19 protein-coding genes are annotated in these 16,425 nt (G+C 65.3%); 9 read left to right on the top strand and 10 right to left on the bottom strand.

Features of this window, described 5'->3' with window-relative positions; all coding sequences use genetic code 11:
* Nucleotide 1: 1 nt before the first annotated feature.
* A complete protein-coding gene (hmgA, locus tag ACZ9C1_RS22805) occupies nt 2–1,303 on the bottom strand; it encodes a homogentisate 1,2-dioxygenase (protein WP_277502934.1) in 1,302 nt (433 codons plus the stop codon).
* A gap of 190 nt (nt 1,304–1,493) precedes the next feature.
* On the opposite strand from hmgA, the gene ACZ9C1_RS22800 reads away from it, so the two are divergent.
* On the top strand, nt 1,494–2,273 hold the full coding sequence (locus ACZ9C1_RS22800) for an IclR family transcriptional regulator (protein ID WP_094010273.1): 780 nt from the start codon (nt 1,494–1,496) through the stop codon (nt 2,271–2,273).
* A gap of 286 nt (nt 2,274–2,559) precedes the next feature.
* Here ACZ9C1_RS22800 and ACZ9C1_RS22795 read toward each other — a convergent pair whose 3' ends face one another.
* The 4 genes from ACZ9C1_RS22795 to ACZ9C1_RS22780 form a co-directional block, all read right to left on the bottom strand.
* Nucleotides 2,560–3,474 (bottom strand): SDR family oxidoreductase, encoded by a 915-nt coding sequence (locus tag ACZ9C1_RS22795; protein WP_457378433.1) that lies wholly within the window; start codon nt 3,472–3,474, stop codon nt 2,560–2,562.
* Between the two features lie 116 nt (nt 3,475–3,590).
* Nucleotides 3,591–4,496: an alpha/beta fold hydrolase gene (locus tag ACZ9C1_RS22790; RefSeq protein ID WP_102682529.1), complete on the bottom strand. Its 906-nt coding sequence runs from the start codon at nt 4,494–4,496 to the stop codon at nt 3,591–3,593.
* Nucleotides 4,497–4,669: 173 nt separating this feature from the next.
* Nucleotides 4,670–5,356, bottom strand: coding sequence for an LrgB family protein (locus tag ACZ9C1_RS22785; RefSeq protein ID WP_102682530.1), 687 nt, complete (start codon nt 5,354–5,356; stop codon nt 4,670–4,672).
* Nucleotides 5,346–5,732 (bottom strand): CidA/LrgA family protein, encoded by a 387-nt coding sequence (locus ACZ9C1_RS22780; protein WP_102682531.1) that lies wholly within the window; start codon nt 5,730–5,732, stop codon nt 5,346–5,348. Before ACZ9C1_RS22780 ends, ACZ9C1_RS22785 begins: the two co-directional genes overlap by 11 nt.
* A gap of 102 nt (nt 5,733–5,834) precedes the next feature.
* Between ACZ9C1_RS22780 and ACZ9C1_RS22775 the strand changes: the two genes are divergently transcribed.
* Entirely contained in the window at nt 5,835–6,722 is an 888-nt protein-coding gene (locus ACZ9C1_RS22775) for a LysR family transcriptional regulator (protein ID WP_102682532.1), read from the top strand.
* Between the two features lie 37 nt (nt 6,723–6,759).
* Here ACZ9C1_RS22775 and ACZ9C1_RS22770 read toward each other — a convergent pair whose 3' ends face one another.
* A complete protein-coding gene (locus ACZ9C1_RS22770) occupies nt 6,760–7,215 on the bottom strand; it encodes a flavodoxin (RefSeq protein ID WP_102682533.1) in 456 nt (151 codons plus the stop codon).
* Nucleotides 7,216–7,399: 184 nt separating this feature from the next.
* Here ACZ9C1_RS22770 and ACZ9C1_RS22765 point away from each other — a divergent pair, with 184 nt between their 5' ends.
* The 5 genes from ACZ9C1_RS22765 to ACZ9C1_RS22745 all read left to right on the top strand — a co-directional run bounded on the left by ACZ9C1_RS22765 (nt 7,400) and on the right by ACZ9C1_RS22745 (nt 10,154).
* Complete coding sequence (locus ACZ9C1_RS22765) at nt 7,400–8,023, top strand: hypothetical protein (protein ID WP_476254407.1); 624 nt, start codon at nt 7,400–7,402, stop codon at nt 8,021–8,023.
* 147 nt (nt 8,024–8,170) lie between these two features.
* On the top strand, nt 8,171–8,743 hold the full coding sequence (locus tag ACZ9C1_RS22760; protein WP_476254406.1) for an antibiotic biosynthesis monooxygenase: 573 nt from the start codon (nt 8,171–8,173) through the stop codon (nt 8,741–8,743).
* 76 nt (nt 8,744–8,819) lie between these two features.
* Nucleotides 8,820–9,512, top strand: a complete 693-nt coding sequence (folM, locus tag ACZ9C1_RS22755) for a dihydromonapterin reductase (RefSeq protein WP_476254405.1) — start codon at nt 8,820–8,822, stop codon at nt 9,510–9,512.
* 11 nt (nt 9,513–9,523) lie between these two features.
* Entirely contained in the window at nt 9,524–9,820 is a 297-nt protein-coding gene (locus ACZ9C1_RS22750; protein WP_102682537.1) for a DUF1244 domain-containing protein, read from the top strand.
* Nucleotides 9,813–10,154, top strand: a complete 342-nt coding sequence (locus ACZ9C1_RS22745; RefSeq protein WP_277502930.1) for a HopJ type III effector protein — start codon at nt 9,813–9,815, stop codon at nt 10,152–10,154. Before ACZ9C1_RS22750 ends, ACZ9C1_RS22745 begins: the two co-directional genes overlap by 8 nt.
* A 38-nt stretch (nt 10,155–10,192) precedes the next feature.
* Here ACZ9C1_RS22745 and ACZ9C1_RS22740 read toward each other — a convergent pair whose 3' ends face one another.
* From ACZ9C1_RS22740 to ACZ9C1_RS22725, 4 genes are all read right to left on the bottom strand, one after another.
* Nucleotides 10,193–11,101 (bottom strand): alpha/beta hydrolase family protein, encoded by a 909-nt coding sequence (locus ACZ9C1_RS22740; protein WP_457378436.1) that lies wholly within the window; start codon nt 11,099–11,101, stop codon nt 10,193–10,195.
* A gap of 190 nt (nt 11,102–11,291) precedes the next feature.
* Nucleotides 11,292–11,978: a GNAT family N-acetyltransferase gene (locus tag ACZ9C1_RS22735; RefSeq protein WP_457378437.1), complete on the bottom strand. Its 687-nt coding sequence runs from the start codon at nt 11,976–11,978 to the stop codon at nt 11,292–11,294.
* Nucleotides 11,979–12,145: 167 nt separating this feature from the next.
* Entirely contained in the window at nt 12,146–13,345 is a 1,200-nt protein-coding gene (gene fabV, locus ACZ9C1_RS22730; RefSeq protein ID WP_139668642.1) for an enoyl-ACP reductase FabV, read from the bottom strand.
* Nucleotides 13,346–13,495: 150 nt separating this feature from the next.
* Nucleotides 13,496–14,347 carry a LysR substrate-binding domain-containing protein gene (locus ACZ9C1_RS22725; protein WP_258599336.1) on the bottom strand — a complete coding sequence of 284 codons (852 nt, stop codon included), beginning with the start codon at nt 14,345–14,347 and terminating at the stop codon, nt 13,496–13,498.
* Nucleotides 14,348–14,481: 134 nt separating this feature from the next.
* Between ACZ9C1_RS22725 and ACZ9C1_RS22720 the strand changes: the two genes are divergently transcribed.
* Nucleotides 14,482–15,531: an agmatine deiminase family protein gene (locus ACZ9C1_RS22720; RefSeq protein WP_457378439.1), complete on the top strand. Its 1,050-nt coding sequence runs from the start codon at nt 14,482–14,484 to the stop codon at nt 15,529–15,531.
* On the top strand, nt 15,528–16,424 hold the full coding sequence (aguB, locus tag ACZ9C1_RS22715; RefSeq protein WP_457378440.1) for an N-carbamoylputrescine amidase: 897 nt from the start codon (nt 15,528–15,530) through the stop codon (nt 16,422–16,424). The genes ACZ9C1_RS22720 and aguB overlap by 4 nt, the downstream gene beginning before the upstream one ends.
* The last annotated feature ends 1 nt before the right edge of the window (nt 16,425 follow it).

Raw genomic sequence — 16,425 nt, 5'->3', positions numbered from 1 at the left:
GTTATCTCCGGTTCGGGTTGAAGGTGCTCGGCAAGGTGGCCCAGCAACTATCGTAGTCGGCCTGCAACTGCGGGCTTTCGAGGGCCTGGCGGCTCGGGCGCAGCACCTGGCTGGTCTCGAACATGAAGGCCATGGTGTTGTCGATCTTGTGCGGTGCCAGGTCCACCGAGATGGCCTTGTCGCAGGTCTCGGCGTCGGGGCCGTGGGCGCTCATCACCCCATGCAGCGAAGCGCCGCCGGGCAGGAAGCCTTCGGCCTTGGCGTCGTAGGCGCCCTGGATCAGGCCCATGAACTCGTTCATCAGGTTGCGGTGGAACCATGGTGGACGGAAGGTGTTCTCGGCCACCATCCAGCGCGGCGGGAAGATCACGAAGTCCATGTTGGCCATGCCATGCACGCTGGTGGGCGAGGTCAGCACGGTGAAGATCGACGGATCGGGGTGGTCGAAGCTGACCGTACCGATGGTGTTGAAGCGGCGCAGGTCGTATTTGTAAGGCACGTTGCTGCCGTGCCAGGCGACTACGTCCAGGGGCGAGTGCTGCAGCTCGCAGGCCCAGTGTTCGCCGAGGAACTTCTGCACCAATTGCACAGGGCCGGTGCTCTCTTCGTAATGGGCGACCGGGGCGAGGAAGTCACGCGGGTTGGCCAGGCCATTGCTGCCGATCGGGCCAAGGTCCGGGATGCGCAGCGGCGCGCCGTGGTTCTCGGCAATGTAGCCCCGGGCCTGCGCATCGAGCAGTTCGACCCGGAACTTCATGCCCCGCGGGATCACCGCAATCTCCAGCGGCTCGACCTCGAGCACGCCCAGTTCGGTGGCGATGCGCAGGCGGCCTTGCTCGGGCACCAGCAGCAACTCGCCGTCGGCGTTGAAGAACACCCGCTCCATGGAGCAGTTGGCGCGGTAGATGTAGATGCTCACGCCGGCCGGTTTCTCCGATGCCGAGTTGGCCACCATCGGCAGCCAGCCGCCGATGAAGTCGGTCGGTTCGGACGGGATCGGTTGCGGGCTCCAACGCAGGCGGTTGGGATTGACGCCTCCCAACGGCCCGGTCAGCGGCTGGCGCTCCAGGCGCTCGAAACGCGGGTGCAGGGCCGAGGGGCGAATGCGGTACAACCAGGTGCGTCGCAGTTCGCTGCGGGTCATGGTGAACGCGGTGCCCGACAGCAGCTCGGCGTACAGCCCATAGGGAGCCTTCTGCGGCGAGTTCTGCCCGACCGGCAGGGCGCCGGGCAGGGCTTCGCTGGCGAACTCGTTGCCGAAGCCGCTCAGGTACTGGAGCTCAGGGGATGTGTCGCGGGTCATCGGTGCCTCCGGGCTGCTGGGAGCCGTTTCGGGCAGCTGGCTGCGGAGCCCGATCCTGAAACCGGCACCAAGGGCGGCAGCGCGTCTGCATTGTTTTTATCGTAATCAGATTACGAATAACGTAATTTGCCCGAGCGCAGGCGTCAAGCTATAAAGGCGCCACCCCATGAAATCTGCATAGAAGTCCCCCATGGCCAAAGCCAGCAGCACCGACAACGGCAAACAGAAAGTCCGCTCAGCGGAAGTCGGCACCGACATCCTCAAGGCCCTGGCCGAACTTTCCCCCTCCACCTCGCTGTCGCGCCTGGCCGAGCATGTCGACATGCCGGCGAGCAAGGTGCACCGCTACCTGCAGGCGCTGATCGCCAGCGGCTTCGCCGAACAGGACCCGGCCACCAACCACTACGGACTGGGCCGCGAGGCACTGCGGGTAGGCATGGCGGCACTGGGCAGCATCGATGTGCTGAAGGTGGCGGCGTTGCCGCTGTCACAGTTGCGCGACGAGCTCAACGAAAGCTGCTTCATCGCCGTGTGGGGTAACCAGGGGGCGACAGTGGTGAGCATCGAACCGGCGGTACGTGCAGTGACGGTGGTGACGCAGATCGGTTCGGTGCTGCCGTTGCTCAGTTCGTCCACCGGACTGGTGTTCGCCGCGCACCTGCCCGAGCGCGAGACCGTGGAGCTGCGCGACCGGGAACTGGCAGCGCTCGGCCAGACGGCGGATGACTATGCCGCCCTGCTCGAACAGATCCGCCAGCGCGGCCTGCACCATGTGCACGGTTTGCTGATGCCGGGGGTGGACGCGCTGTCCGCGCCGGTGTTCAACGCCATGGGCCAGGTCGCCGCCGTGATGACCGTGGTCGGTCCGACCTCGATCTTCCATGCCGACGAGCACGGCCCGGCCGCCCGGCGCCTGCTCGCCGCCACCCAGGCCACCAGTTGGCGAATGGGATACGGCGCGGATCAGTGAAAGGACTTACAAAGCATTACGGACTTTTCCTGCGAGAGCGGCCTATAGTCCGCCTCGCACTTTTACTCGAAACGTAAAGGTGAATGTCATAAGCGGGTATTTTTCCCACGGGATCATGCGCTTATTCTGACCTCACTGGCCGGCACGAAGGGCTCTCCCCCCTGCTTTTCGCGCCCGCCCAGGTTCACCGACGTTGATTTTGAAGCTCCTTGATCTAACGTCTCGATTGGCCGCTGCGATTGCAGCGGCCTTTTTTATTTCTGCAAGAATCGCAAGATCGGCGCAATCAACCCAACGGATACCTCTGCAGGTTCGCCATCATCTGCTGCAACGCCTGCAGGCTGTCCTGCGGGTGCTCCGCGCCCTCGAAATCACCGATCCGCGCCCAGTTGTCCGCCACCTGCTCGGGGGTGAACCCTTCACGCGGGTCGAAGCCCACGCCCTGGCTACGCTCCCAGCGCACCTTGCCCACCCAGCCGCCGCCCACCTCGAACAGTTCGCCGCTGTCCTGGCACTGCTCGCTGCCCAGGTACACCACCAACGGGCTGATCAGCTCGGGCTGCAGACGTTCGAACACCTGCGGCGGGATCAACCCCTCGGTCATTCGCGTGCCGCCGGTCGGGGCGATGGCGTTGACCAGGATGCCGTGCTTGCGGCCCTCGATGGCCAGGGTGCGGGTCAGCCCATAGAGGCCGAGTTTGGCCATGCCATAGTTGGCCTGGCCGAAATTGCCATAGATGCCAGAGGTGGACGAGGTGAAGATCACCCTCCCCCAATTCTGCGCCCGCAGGTGCGGCCAGGCGGCGTGGGTAACCTTGTAGGCGCCCTCGACGTGCACCCGGTAGACCAGCTCCCAGTCGCTGTCTTCCATCTTGTGGAAGGTCTTGTCGCGCAGGATGCCGGCGTTGTTCACCAGCACATCGACCCGGCCGAAGGTATCCAGGGCCTGCTCGACGATGCGCGCGCCATCGGTGACCGAGTCATGGTTGGCGATGGCCGTGCCGCCCGCGGCGCGGATCTCCTCCACCACGCGGTCGGCCGCCGAGGCGTTGGCGCCTTCACCATGTGTAGACCCACCCAGGTCATTGACCACCACGTGAGCGCCGCGCGCGGCGAACAGCAGCGCATGGGCCCGGCCCAGGCCGCCGCCGGCCCCCGTGACGATCACCACTCGATCCTGCAGACGTACCGGCTCGCTCATGCTCAAGGCTCCTGGCAATGAAGGGATGCAACGCAGTTTCCGCCAGCCGCCCGGGCCGGGCAATCAAGCGCACCGTGGCGAATGCCGCCCGATAACGCCCGGCGATGGTCGCCCGGTCAGGACCAGGCGACCTTCAGCGGTACATAGCTCAGCGGTTGTTCACGAAAGGCCAGGTAGTGGCGCAGCACCTGCACCGGCGCTTCGGTGTGCGGGTAATGGCCGATGCCCTGCAACACCACGGTGTCCGGGTCCGGGACGATTTCCCGGTAGCGCTCGACCATGTGCGCGCCGGACAACGGATCGACCGCGCCATTGATGAAGCGCAGCGGCACGCCCGGGCGTTGCAGCGCGGCGACCCAGCGCTCGCGCTGGGCCCGGCGTTCCGGCAGGAAACTGACCAGCTTGTGCAGGATCCGTGGGCCACGGTTGGAGGCGATCAGGCTCCAGTAGTCGTCCAGGGCGCTCTCGCTGGGATGGGTGCACGGGCCATAGACCTGGGTGACGTTGCGCACCAGGTCGTCGCGCCCGAACGAGCGCCCGACCAGCCAGCCCAGGCGGCTGAGCAGCAGCTTCTGGACCAGCAGCACCCGGCAGCTCTCGGGGAACAGCCCGCTGTTGAGGAACACGCAACTGGCCACCTCCAGCCGCCGTTCGTGGTGCCGGGCCAGCAGCTCCTGGGCGACGCTGCCGCCGTAGTCGTGGGCCAGCAGGTGCACCGGCTGGTCGATGTGCAGGTGCGCCAGCAACGCCTGCTGCAGGTCGGCCTGCTCGAGCAGGCTGTAGTCGTGGTCCGCGGGCTTGGCCGAATCGCCGAAGCCGAGCATGTCGCAGGCCACCACACGAAAGCGCTGGGTCAGGGGTGCCCACAGGTAGTGCCAATCCCAGCTGGCCGTGGGGAAACCGTGAAGCAATAGCAGGGGCTCTCCTTGCCCTGCCGTCCAGTAGCGGATGCTCTGGCCCCGGAAAGTGAACCCCTGGCTCCGGGTGCGCCAGACGCACAATGGAATTTCGGCCAGTGGCATCACGGTCGTCTCGGTGGATAAGGGTTGGAAGAGGGCAAGGCTGCGTTCATTGCATGTCACCTCGGCACTTACATGTGCTCTCTATGTCGAGGCTCAGTCTAGAAGCCTATACGAAGGTGATAAGTCGCCTTGGCAGCCAGCCTGATGACCGTGCGAGTCAGTGGCACGAACGGTCAGATCAACCTCATCAGCAACGGCGCGGCCAACAGGTTGAGCAGCCCGGTCAGGACCATGACCAGGCCGGCCACCGAGCCTTCCTCGCGCCCGACTTCCTGGGCGCGGCTCACCCCCGCGCCATGGGCACCGACACCGAACAGAGCCCCCCGCGCCAGCGGTGTGCGCAAGGGCAGCCAACGCAGGAGAATGCCGCCGAACATCGCCCCGAGCACCCCGGTAAACATCACGAACACCGCCGTCAGCTCCGGCACGCCGCCCAGGTCCTGGGCCACGGGCATGGCGAACGGCGTGGTGATCGAACGCGGCAGCAACGACAGGCTGACCGCATCGTCCAGCGCGAGCAGGTGCGCCAGCGCCCAGGAGCTGCCGATAGAAGCCACGCTGCCGGCGAGCATGCCGACCAGCAGCGCCGGCCAGTGCCGCGCCAGGAGTGCCCGTTGTTGCCAGATCGGCACCGCGAAAGCGACGGTGACCGGGCCCAGCACGCCCATCAACCAATGCGTGTTGCGGGCGTACTCGGCGTAGGCGGTGTGCAGCGGCACGGCCACCGCCAGCAGCAAGGCCGGCACCAGGATCAGCGGCGACAGCAGGTAGCGCCCGCTGCGCCGGTACAGCCAGCGGCTGCCCAGGTAGGCGCCCAGGGTCAGGGCCAGCCAGAACAGCGGCATGGGTTCAAGGCTCATGGCGCAACCTCCAACGGCACACCAGCTCGACGGTGACCGCGGTGACCACCATCACCAGCAGGGTGCTCAGCGCGATCACCAGCAGGATGCGCCAGCCCTCGCTGCGCAGCAGGCTGCCGTAGTCCAGCAGGCTCATCAGCGCCGGAATGAAAAACAGCAGCATTTCGGCCATCAGCCAGCCGGCACCCAATTGCAGCGTGGCAGGTTTGAGCAGCCCGGTGGCGAACAGCGCCAGCAGCAGCGCCAGGCCCATCACCCCACCGGGAATCGGCCAGGCGAGCCAGGCGGCCAGCTGGCCACCGATCAGGAACAGCGCCAGCAACACCGTCAGTTCGGCGAAAAGGCGCAGGGTCTTCTTCAGTAATGCAGGATTCATGGGCGGGAGTTCCTCGACAACGGGCCCATTGTAAAATTCGGCCACCTAGGCCAGAAGCGAATTGTTAGACTGACAGCCATTCCAAAATAGAATCCGGCATACATGGAATTCAAACAGCTGCGCAGTTTCATCGAAGTCGTCCACAAAGGCGGCTTCACCCAGGCGGCGGGTACCCTGCACGTCAGCCAGTCGGCGGTTAGCAAGCAGGTCGCCCAGCTGGAACAGGACATCGGCCAGCCGCTGCTGGAACGCCAAGGCTCGCAGTTGCTGCTGACTGCCGCCGGGCGCATCGTCCTGGAACGCGGCGAAGCGCTGCTGCGCCAGCGCCAGGAGCTGCTGAGCGAACTCGACGATCTCAGCCAGATGGCCCGCGGCGAATTGCGCCTGGGCCTGCCGCTGCTGGGCAGCGATGCGCTGTTCGCTGGGTTGTTCGCCGAGTATCGGCGGCGCCATCCGAATATCTCGATCCAACTGCTCGAAGGTGGCAGCCGCATGGTCGAGCAGGCCGTCAAGAGTGGCGAGTTGGAGCTGGGCGGCAGCCTGACGCCGAACGATCCGGCGTTCGACTACCAGCCGTTCTGCAATGAGCCACTGGAAGCCTTGCTGCCCGCCGGCCACCCGCTGGCCGGGCAGGTCGACGTCGCCCTGGCACAACTGGCCGACACGCCGTTTCTGCTGTACCAGCGCAGCTTCGTGCTCAACGATCGATTGCTCAGCGCCTGCCAGCAGGAAGGTTTTACACCCAAGGAGGGTGGGCGTAGCGGCCAGGCAGACTTTCTTGCCGCGTTGGTGGCGGCCGGGCAAGGCGTGGTGCTGCTGCCGGCGATCGTCGCACGGGCGCTGGAACGGCCCGGGGTGGTGCGCTTGCCGTTGCGGGCGCCGGAGTACCTGAGGTGGGACATCGCCTTCATCTGGCGGCGCGGGGCATATCTGTCACGGGCGGCGCAGGCGTGGCTGGCATTGTTGCGTGAGGATTCAGCCATGCATTGAGGCGACCGGCCCTGTCGCGGGGCCGGTCCAGGCAATATCAGCCTTTCAGCACAGCCGCAAATTCCGCCAGCCACGGCTCGGCATCGGTCTCCGGTGTCACGGTCTCACTGGCATCGAGTCGCAGCATCGGCAGCACTTCGTTCACCCCCAGCTCGGCGAACAGCTCGCGCATCTGCTCGCCACCGCCGCAGTAGGTGTCGCCGTAGCTCGAATCGCCCAGGCCGATCACCGCTCCCGGCAGGCCGCGCCAGGCCGCCGGCAGCACGTCGCGGATCGCGCTGTACAACGGCATCAGGCTGTCGGGCAGCTCGCCCATGCCGGTGGTCGAGGTCACCGCCAGCAATGCGTCGGGGCCAAAGCCCTCGATGTCCTGCAGGGTGGCGCGTGCCGCGTGCCAGGCTTCAAGACCGGCTGCCTTGAGCAGCGACTCGGCGTGGCGGGCGACTTCGTCGGCGGTGCCGTACACCGAACCGGAAATAATGGCGACTTTCATCGGGTGAGGATTCCGAAACTGAGTGAAAACGTAGGATACTAGCACTCGACAGTGGCAAAAGGCCGCCTCCGGCTAAAGTCACAGGCTTCAGGATTTTCCGACGAATGACCGGAACGAAGCGGATTGAGCACTGTCCACCGCCGTGAAGAAATCGCCGTTACCGATCGCCCCTTCGAGTCAGACCATGCAAGCAGACGCCCTACTCTCTCAGGACGAACTGGATTTCATCCAGGACATGCAGCATTCGCCCCAACTGAACCTGGCCGACCCCATGTCGAGCCTGCTGGTCAATGGCGACCGTCGTCTCAAGGACCTGCTCACCCGCCTGGTGGCCAACGAGCAGGTGACGCTGCAGGCCAGCTTCAACAACCAGCAGTTGAGCTTCCCCCTGCAACTGGTCGAGGATGAATTCCACGCCCTGCACCTGCAACTCGGCTCGCCGGACATCTACGAGGATGGCCCCAGGCTGCGGCCCTGGCGCCTGTCGCTGCAGCCTCCGATCGCGTTGCTGGATGATCATGGCCAGGCCAGTGACCTGTGGGTACGCGACATTTCCTTCAAGGGTGTGCTGCTGGAAGTGCGCGATGATGCTCAAGCCCCTGCGCAATTCAACCTGCGCTTCGCCGCCGAGGACATCCCGCCGATCGGCCTGCACGGCGCGCTGCGCCGGCGCATCGGCCCGCGCCTCGCCGCCTACGACCTGACCCACACGCCGGCCGAAGAGATCGAGCGCCTGCGCGAGTACATCCTCCAGGCCCACCGCAAGGCTCACCCCGAACTGCACGCCCAGGCTCCCTGCACCGCCTGAAGACCGTCCAGCTCCTGAAACTGACTGGTCATGATTGATCGGCGATAATCCGTGCCCGATTCTTGCAAGCCCGCCTGCGCCGCCCATCACCCCGGGCCGCAAGCCAGGGGCCGGCTACCCGCCAGCCCCGTCGCCAGGAGATACACGATGTCTACTCCACCCGTCACCTTGATGGTGTCGCGCCGCGCCGCCTGCGGCCGCTACCAGGACCTGCTGGCCTGGCTGCACGAAGGCGAGCAATTGGCCACCGACTTTCCCGGCTACCTGGGCTCGGGCATCCTCGCCCCGCCGAGCGAGGGCGACGAATTCCAGATCATCTTCCGCTTCGCCTGCGAACAGACCATGCACGCCTGGGAGCATTCCGCATCGCGCAGGGCCTGGCTGGAGCGCGGCAACGGCCTGTTCGAACGCCCCAAAGAGAGGCGCGTGAGCGGTATCGACGACTGGTTCGGCACCAATACCGTGCAAAAACCACCGCGCTGGAAGCAGGCAACGGCCATCTGGCTGGCATTCTTTCCGGTTTCGCTACTGTTCAACCTGCTGTTCGGCCACTGGCTGGCGCCACTCGATCTGTTGCCTCGAGTGCTGCTCAGTACCCTGGCCCTGACGCCATTGATGGTGTACCTGTTCATCCCGCTGTCCACCCGGCTGCTGGCCGGCTGGCTCAACACCACGCCACGCCCCGCCACCGAACGTTCCCAGGGGCTGCGCAGCCGCTGAGGCACGGGCTCGCAAGGCCGCGCAGTTCGGGTATGCTGGGGCATCACGCACGGACAGACGAACAGACCGCCCGAACATGAACAGCCCAATCCTCATCACCGGCGCCAGCCAGCGCGTCGGCCTGGCCCTGGCCCTGGAGCTGGCCCAGGCCGGCCATACGGTGGTCAGCGCCAGCCGTACCTTGCAGGGGCAGGCTGCCCACCCGAACATCCAGCAGTTCCAGGCCGACCTGACCCGCGGCGAAGACCGCCAGGCCCTGGTCGACCACCTGCACAGCCACTACGACGGCCTGCGCGCGATCATCCACAACGCCTCGCTGTGGCTCGACGATGGCCTGGACAACCTCGATACCATGTTCCGCCTGCACGTCGAGGCGCCCTACCACCTCAACCTCGCCCTCGGCGAGCTGCTGAACAAGGTGGACAAGGCCGACATCATCCACATCTGCGACGAAACTTCCTCGCGCGGCAGCAAGAGCCACATCGGCTATGCCGCGACCAAGGCCGCGCTGCAGAACATGGTGCTGTCGTTCGCCGAAAAGTACGCGCCGAAGGTACGGGTCAACGGTATCCTGCCCGGCCTGCTGATCCTCAAGGAAGGCGGCGACGAACAGTACCGCCAGCAGACCCTGAAGAAAGCCCTGCTCGAATTCGAGCCCGGCGCCCGCCCACTGATCGACGCCGTGCTGTTCCTGCTGCAAAGCCAGTACAGCACCGGCAGCCAGGTGGTCATCAATGGTGGCCGCCATCTGAAGAACCGCATGACCTGAAGAGACCGCCCATGACCCCGCAACAACAGCTCGAACTCGAAGCCGCCGCGTTCCGGCGCCTGGTCGACCACCTGCAAAAACGTACCGACGTGCAGAACATCGACCTGATGAACCTCTCCGGCTTCTGCCGCAACTGCCTGTCCAAGTGGCTCAAGGCCGCCGCCGATGATCGCCAGATCGAGCTGAGCCTGGACGATGCCCGTGAGCAGGTGTACGGCATGCCCTATGCCGAATGGAAAGCCCAATACCAGAACGAAGCCAGCGCCGAGCAGAAAGCGGCGTTCGAACAAGGAAAACCACGTGACTGACCTGAATAGCCTGCGCAGCAGCCTCGCCAGCGGCGAACACGTTTTTGCCGACACCCTGGCCTTCATCGCCGCGAACTACAGCTACCAGCCCCAGGCCTTCGACAATGGCGACGTGCACAACGCCGCCGGGCAGAACGAAGGCTCGTGCAAGACCCTGGGCCTGGCGCTGCTCGAAGGGTTGAGCGACCCGGAGGCGCTGCTGGCCTTCGGTGAGCATTACCGTAGCGTGGTCGCCACGCCCGAGGGCAGCGACCATGGCAATATCCGGGCGCTGATCAAGCATGGGCTGGCCGGGGTGAAGTTCACCACCCAGCCACTTGCGCGCCTGGGCTGATAGCAGATGGGGCCGCTGTGCGGCCCCAACCGGACACATCAACTGATGAGCCGGCCTGGTGTTCCAGCCTCAAGGCGCCCCTTCTGCAACCACTCCAGCGCAATCGGCCACAGGCTTTCACGAAACCGATCGTGAAAGAACGCGAAGTGCCCGATCTCCCCGACCGAGATATCCACAGGCGCCACCCGCAGATGCCGCCGCTCGCCCGTTCGCAGGTACCCCAACAATCGTTCAGTGGCCGCCACCGTGCCGAACGGATCGTCAGTCAGGCTGATGGCCAGGGTCGCCGCCTGTACCTGGGCAAATGGCGTCCCCGACAGCAGACGCCCACTGGGCCGCTGCTCGTAACGCGGCGTACGGGCAACCCAATCGCGCACCACGCCGGCCGGGGTGTCTTCCAGCCAGCCCAGGCGCTTGCCGGGGAAATAGCCGAACATCCGGGTCAACAGCGGCATCACCACGTGCCATTTGCCGAACAGCTGCCAACGCTGCTCCGGCGCATAGTCGCGCCAATAGGCGAACTGCGCGCCCACCAGCAGCGCATGGCGCACCTGCCCCGCCGACGGCGCCAGCCCGAGCGCCCAGCCGCCGAAGCTGTGGCCGACCACATGCATCGGCTGGCCCGGATGCTCGGCGGCGGCCAGTTGCAACATCGCTTCGAAGTCCAGCCGGCCCCAGTCGCTCCAGGACGCCTGGAAACCGCGCAGCGTGGCCGGGCGTGACTCGCCGATGCCGCGATAATCGTAGGTGAGCACGTCAAAGCCCTGGGCGAACAGGTAGTCGGCGAAACGCGAGTAGTAGCGGCAACGCACCGAGGTGGCGGCGTTGATGATCACCAGTGGACGCAGGGGGTCGGGTTCGGCGTGGCGCCAGCGAAATCCGCCGAGGCCATAGCCGTCGGCGGCGACATGACGAAAGGCACAGGCGGGTTGGGTAAGGCTGCTCATGGCGCACTCCCTGCGGCGTCTCGCCATGCTGGCGGACGGGCTGTTGTCGTGCGCCAACGCTAGCAAAAAAATGCCCGAACAGCTCAAGTTCCTTGTAGGAGCGGCTTCAGCCGCGATCACCAGCGAAGCTGGTGCCATACACCACGTTGGCTTCATCGCGGCTGAAGCCGCTCCTACAGGTCCTGTGCCCTCAGGTAGTGGGCAGCGCCCGCGCCACGCCCGGCTTGCGCAGCACCGCCAGGCGCGAACCGTGGTAGCGGGTTTCGCGGAACAGCTTCCAGCGACCGAACAGGCCATACACATGCATCACCCGGCCCTGCTCGTGGTAGCCCATGCGCAGGTGCAGTTTCATTGCTGGCACGTTGTGGGTCTCCACCACGTCAACCACCTTGTGGCAGCCCTTTTCGCGCATGGTGTTCCACAGCTCGACCTGGGCCGTCACCGACAGCTCGCTGCCAAAGTACGGCCGGGTCATCTCGCCGCCGAACTCGAAGAACTCGCCGGGTTTCACCGGGAAGGTGCAACCGTAGTAATGCTTGTCGTGGTAATCCACCACGCTGGCCCAGATGAATGCTACGGCATCGCCCTGCTCATCCAGGTACATGTGCCCGGTATGGCCCTCGGCGGCCAGCTCGCGCATGGTCTCGACACGGTCGCCGAAATGCCGGGCGAAGGCATCGGCATTGGCCGTGGTGATCGGCACCAGGGTGACCGGCGCATGCGCCTTGAGGCTGTACGGCGGCACAGGGCTGATCAGGTCGCGCTCCATCCACAGCAGTTCCCAATGGAAAAACACGTAGCGCTCGAAAAAAGTCTTGAAGGTGCGCTTGAGGCCCTTCCGGCGGATGCGTTCTTGTAGTTTTTGCAGTACGCCCATTGCTCCCTCCTCGGCGCCAGCGAAATTGCCAGGCCAATAGCTGGGGTATAGATCAGGCGGAGGGTGGCCATGGCAAAGGGCCAGCGAGGGATTTGTTTCAGAATATTAACAAGTCGTCGGCGGGAACCGCGCAACCGCCATCAACGGCTGCGCGGTCAAGGACTTGCTTACAGCTCGATGCAGTCGAACCGTACGTCGGTGGCTACGTCTTCGTCGTAGTTGATGTCAGCGCGCTCGAAACCGAACAGGTTGAGGAACTGTTTCTTGTAACCGGCGTAGTCGGTCAGCTCGAACAGGTTCTCGGTGGTCACCTTCGGCCACATGGCACGGCAGGCGTCCTGCACATCATCACGCAGCTCCCAGTCGTCCAGACGCAGACGGCCTTCGTCGTCCAGTGCAGCCGGCGCACCGTCCGCACGGTACATGCGGTCACGGAACATGCGGTCCAGCTGGTGCTGGGTACCTTCGTGGATACCCTTCTCCTGCATGATCTTGAAGACCATCGACAGGTACAGCGGCATCACCGGGATCGCCGAGCTGGCCTGGGTAACCACCGACTTCAGCACCGCAACGTTGGCACTGCCACCGACTTTTTTGCCCAGGCGCTGGGCGGTTTCGTCCAGGTCCTGCTTGGCCTTGCCCAGCGCGCCGTCCCAGTAGATCGGCCAGGTGATGTCGGAGCCGATGTAGCTGAAGGCCACGGTGCGGGCCTGCGGTGCCAGCACGCCAGCGGCGTTCAGGGCGTCAATCCACAGCTCCCAGTCCTGGCCGCCCATCACGGTGACGGTATCGGCGATTTCCTGCTCGGTAGCCGGCTCGATGCTGGCCTCGATGATGGTGTCCTTGTTGGTGTCGATGGCGGTCGACTTGTACGGCTGGCCGATCGGCTTCAGGGCCGAGCGGATCACTTCACCGGTCTGCGGCAGCTTGCGCACCGGCGAGGCCAGGGAGTAGATGACCAGATCGACCTGGCCGCCCATTTCGTTCTTGATCAGCTCGATGACCTTGGCACGGGCTTCGTCGGAGAAGGCATCACCGTTGATCGACTTGCTGTACAGGCCTTCGGCCTTGGCGAACTTGTCGAAGGCGGCGGCGTTGTACCAACCAGCGGTGCCGGCCTTGGTCTCGGTGCCCGGCTTTTCGAAGAACACGCCGAGGGTGTCGGCCTTGAAGCCGAACGCCGCAGTGATGCGCGCGGCCAGGCCGTAGCCGCTGGAGGCACCGATCACCAGGACTTTCTTCGGACCATCCTCGCGCACGCCCAGCTTGCGGGTGGCTTCGATCTGGTCACGGACGTTGAGCTCGCAGCCCTTGGGGTGAGTCGTGGTGCAGATGAAACCGCGAACCTTGGGATGAATGATGGCCAATGTCTGTACCTCGTCAGGTTTAGGCTGGGGCAGCGCCCGGATTCGGGGTGCTGCCGTTTGATCTAGAGGGTGAGACTACCCTCGCAAGTCATCCGACACATATTACGGGGTGATCGGAGCAATGAAAAATCGCAGCGGCTCTGACAAACGCTAAGCCTGCACCAGCGCCGCCTTCAACCACCCCAGGAACTGCCTCGCCAACGGATCCTCCTGGCTTTCCCAATGCACCAGGCAGCTCCACACCGGCCCGCGCACGCGCTGTACCGACAAGGGCCGCAGACGCCCCTCGTCCACCAGCCGCCGCGCCAGCAACTGGCTGACCAGGGCAATCCCCAGCCCCTCACCCGCCGCATCCAGCAACAAGCCAGGGTCGGAGAAGTTCAGCCCCTTGCCTTGCTGCCCCACGTCCTCACCGCCCTCCAATTGCCAATGGCTCCAGTCCATCTCCCGCTCGCCATGCAGGGTGGTCCGCCCCTGCTCGGGCAGGTCCGGGTGGCATGCCGGGTACAGTTGATCCGGGTGCAGCACGGTGAAGCTGCATTCGGCCTGAGCGCCGATATCGTCGCGGATCGCCAGGTCGATGGTCTCACTGGCCATGTCCGGCACCTCGAAGCTGGTGAACAGCCACAGGTCCACTTCCGGGCAGCGCTGGTGGAAGTCCGCAAGGCGCGGCAACAGCCAGTGGCGGGCGAACGCCGGGGTGGTGTTGACCACCAGTTGGTTGGGCTTGCGGTACTGCTCCAGGCGGCGAATGCCCACCGCCAGTTGCTGCAACAAGGCCTGAGTGGTGCTGAGCAGATCGTGCCCGGCGTCGGTCAGGCTGACGCTACGGCCACTGCGGTGGAACAACGGCTGTTCCAGGTAGCCTTCCAAGCTGCGGATCTGCTGGCTGATTGCCGACTGGGTGAGGTTCAGGGCCTCGGCGGCCTTGTGGAAGCTGCCTAGGCGGGCGGCGGCTTCGAAGCCGCGCAGGGTGTTTAACGGGGGCCAATGCTTGAGCATGCTGATAAGCCTGACTAATCAAAAATACGCTAAATCTATCGTTTGTCGCCCCGGATTCCCAGCCATAACATGGACGACAACACCCGCGACGGCGGGCTTCGTTGATAAAAATCCCTAATAGATCGGAGTTCACTATGAACCTGTCCCTCGACAGCGGCTGGCGCATGCCCGCCGAATGGGCCCGCCACGCCGCCACCTGGATGATCTGGCCGCACAATCAACCGCTGTGGGAGTCGGGCTGGGGCGTGACCCTGGCCGACGTGCAGCGCGACTACGCCCGGGTGGCCGCCGCCATCGCCCGCTTCGAGCCGGTGAAAATGGTGGTCGATCCGTCGGCCATGAGCATCGCCCGCGAACTGTGCGGCGCCGGTATCGAACTGATCGAGCTGGCCATGGACGACAGCTGGTGCCGCGACAGCGGCCCGACCTTCCTGATCCACCCGCAACAGGGCGTGGCGGGCTTGAGCTGGCGCTTCAACGCCTGGGGCGGCAAATCCGAGCACGGCAAGGACCGCAGCCTGGCCCGGCGCATCCTCGACCACCTCGGCCTGGAAGGCCTGAGCACCCCGCTGTGCAACGAAGGCGGCGCCATTCATGTTGACGGCGAAGGCACCCTGATCACCACCGAATCGGTGCTGCTCAACCCCAATCGCAACCCGGGCCTGAGCAAGACGGATTTCGAGGATTGCTTCGCCCGCCTGTTGGGCATCCGCAAGACCATCTGGCTGCCGGGCGACCCACAGTATGTGACCGGCGACATGACTGACGGCCATGTCGATGGCGTGTGCGCCTTCGCCCGCCCCGGCGTGCTGCTGGTCGACGCCACCCACGACCAGGGCTCGGTGTATGCCGAAGTGGCCCGCGAGAACCGCCGTGCGCTGGAACTGGCCACGGACGCCCAGGGCCGTTCGTTTGAACTGCTCGACCTGTTCGAGGCCACGGCGGCCGTGGACAGCGAAGCCGAAGTGTTCTGCGCCTCGTACACCAACTTCTACCTGGTCAACGGCGCGGTGATCATGCCAGCCTATGGCATCGACGCCGACCAGGCGGCCGCGCAGCAACTGGCCCAGGCCTTCCCCGGTCGCGAAGTGGTACCGGTGCGCATCGACCATCTCGCCCACGGCGGTGGCGGCATCCATTGCATCACCCAGCAGCAGCCGGCCTGGCAGGGAGCGCGCTCATGAGCACGCTGCGCATCGCCACCACGCAAATGGCCTGCAGCTGGGACCTGCCGGCCAACCTCGAGCGCGCCGAGCAACTGGTGCGCCAGGCCGCTGCCCAGGGTGCCCAGGTGATCCTGTTGCAGGAGCTGTTCGCCACCCCGTACTTCTGCATCGAGCAGTGCCACAGCCACCAGGCCCTGGCCCAGGACTACCACGACAGCCCGCTGCTCAAGCGCTTCGCCGCGCTGGCCAAGGAACTGGGCGTGGTCCTGCCACTTAGCTGGTACGAACGGGCCGGCAACGCCTTCTTCAACTCGCTGACCGTGGCCGATGCCGACGGCCGCCTGCTGGGCGTGTATCGCAAGACCCACATCCCCAACGCCATCGGCTACCAGGAAAAGGAATACTTCAGCCCCGGCGACACCGGTTTCAAGGTCTGGGACACCGCCTTCGGTCGCCTGGGCATCGGCATCTGCTGGGACCAGTGGTTCCCCGAGACCGCCCGTTGCCTGGCGCTGATGGGCGCCGAAGTGCTGCTGTTCCCCACCGCCATCGGCTCGGAGCCTGGCGCCGCCGAACTGGATTCACGCGACCATTGGCAGATGGCCATGCGTGGCCATGCCGCCGCCAACCTGCTGCCAGTGGTGGCCGCCAACCGCGTCGGTCATGAAGTGGCGCGCAGCGACGACAGCCTGCGCATGCGCTTCTACGGCTCGTCGTTCATCTGCGACCACAAAGGCGCCCTGCTCGCCGAAGCCGATCGCGACAGCAGCGGCGTCTGGCTGCACGACCTGGACCTGGCGCGCATGCGCGAAGACCGCCTGAGCTGGGGCATCTACCGCGACCGCCGCCCCGCCATGTATGCGCCGCTGCTGACCCTTGACGGCCGAACCCCACAGACTGCGAGGGCCTGAA

This window comes from Pseudomonas sp. TE21435, assembly GCF_056279265.1.
The sequence above is the reverse complement of the archived record's forward strand: the minus strand, read 5'-3'. Positions and strand labels throughout refer to the sequence as shown.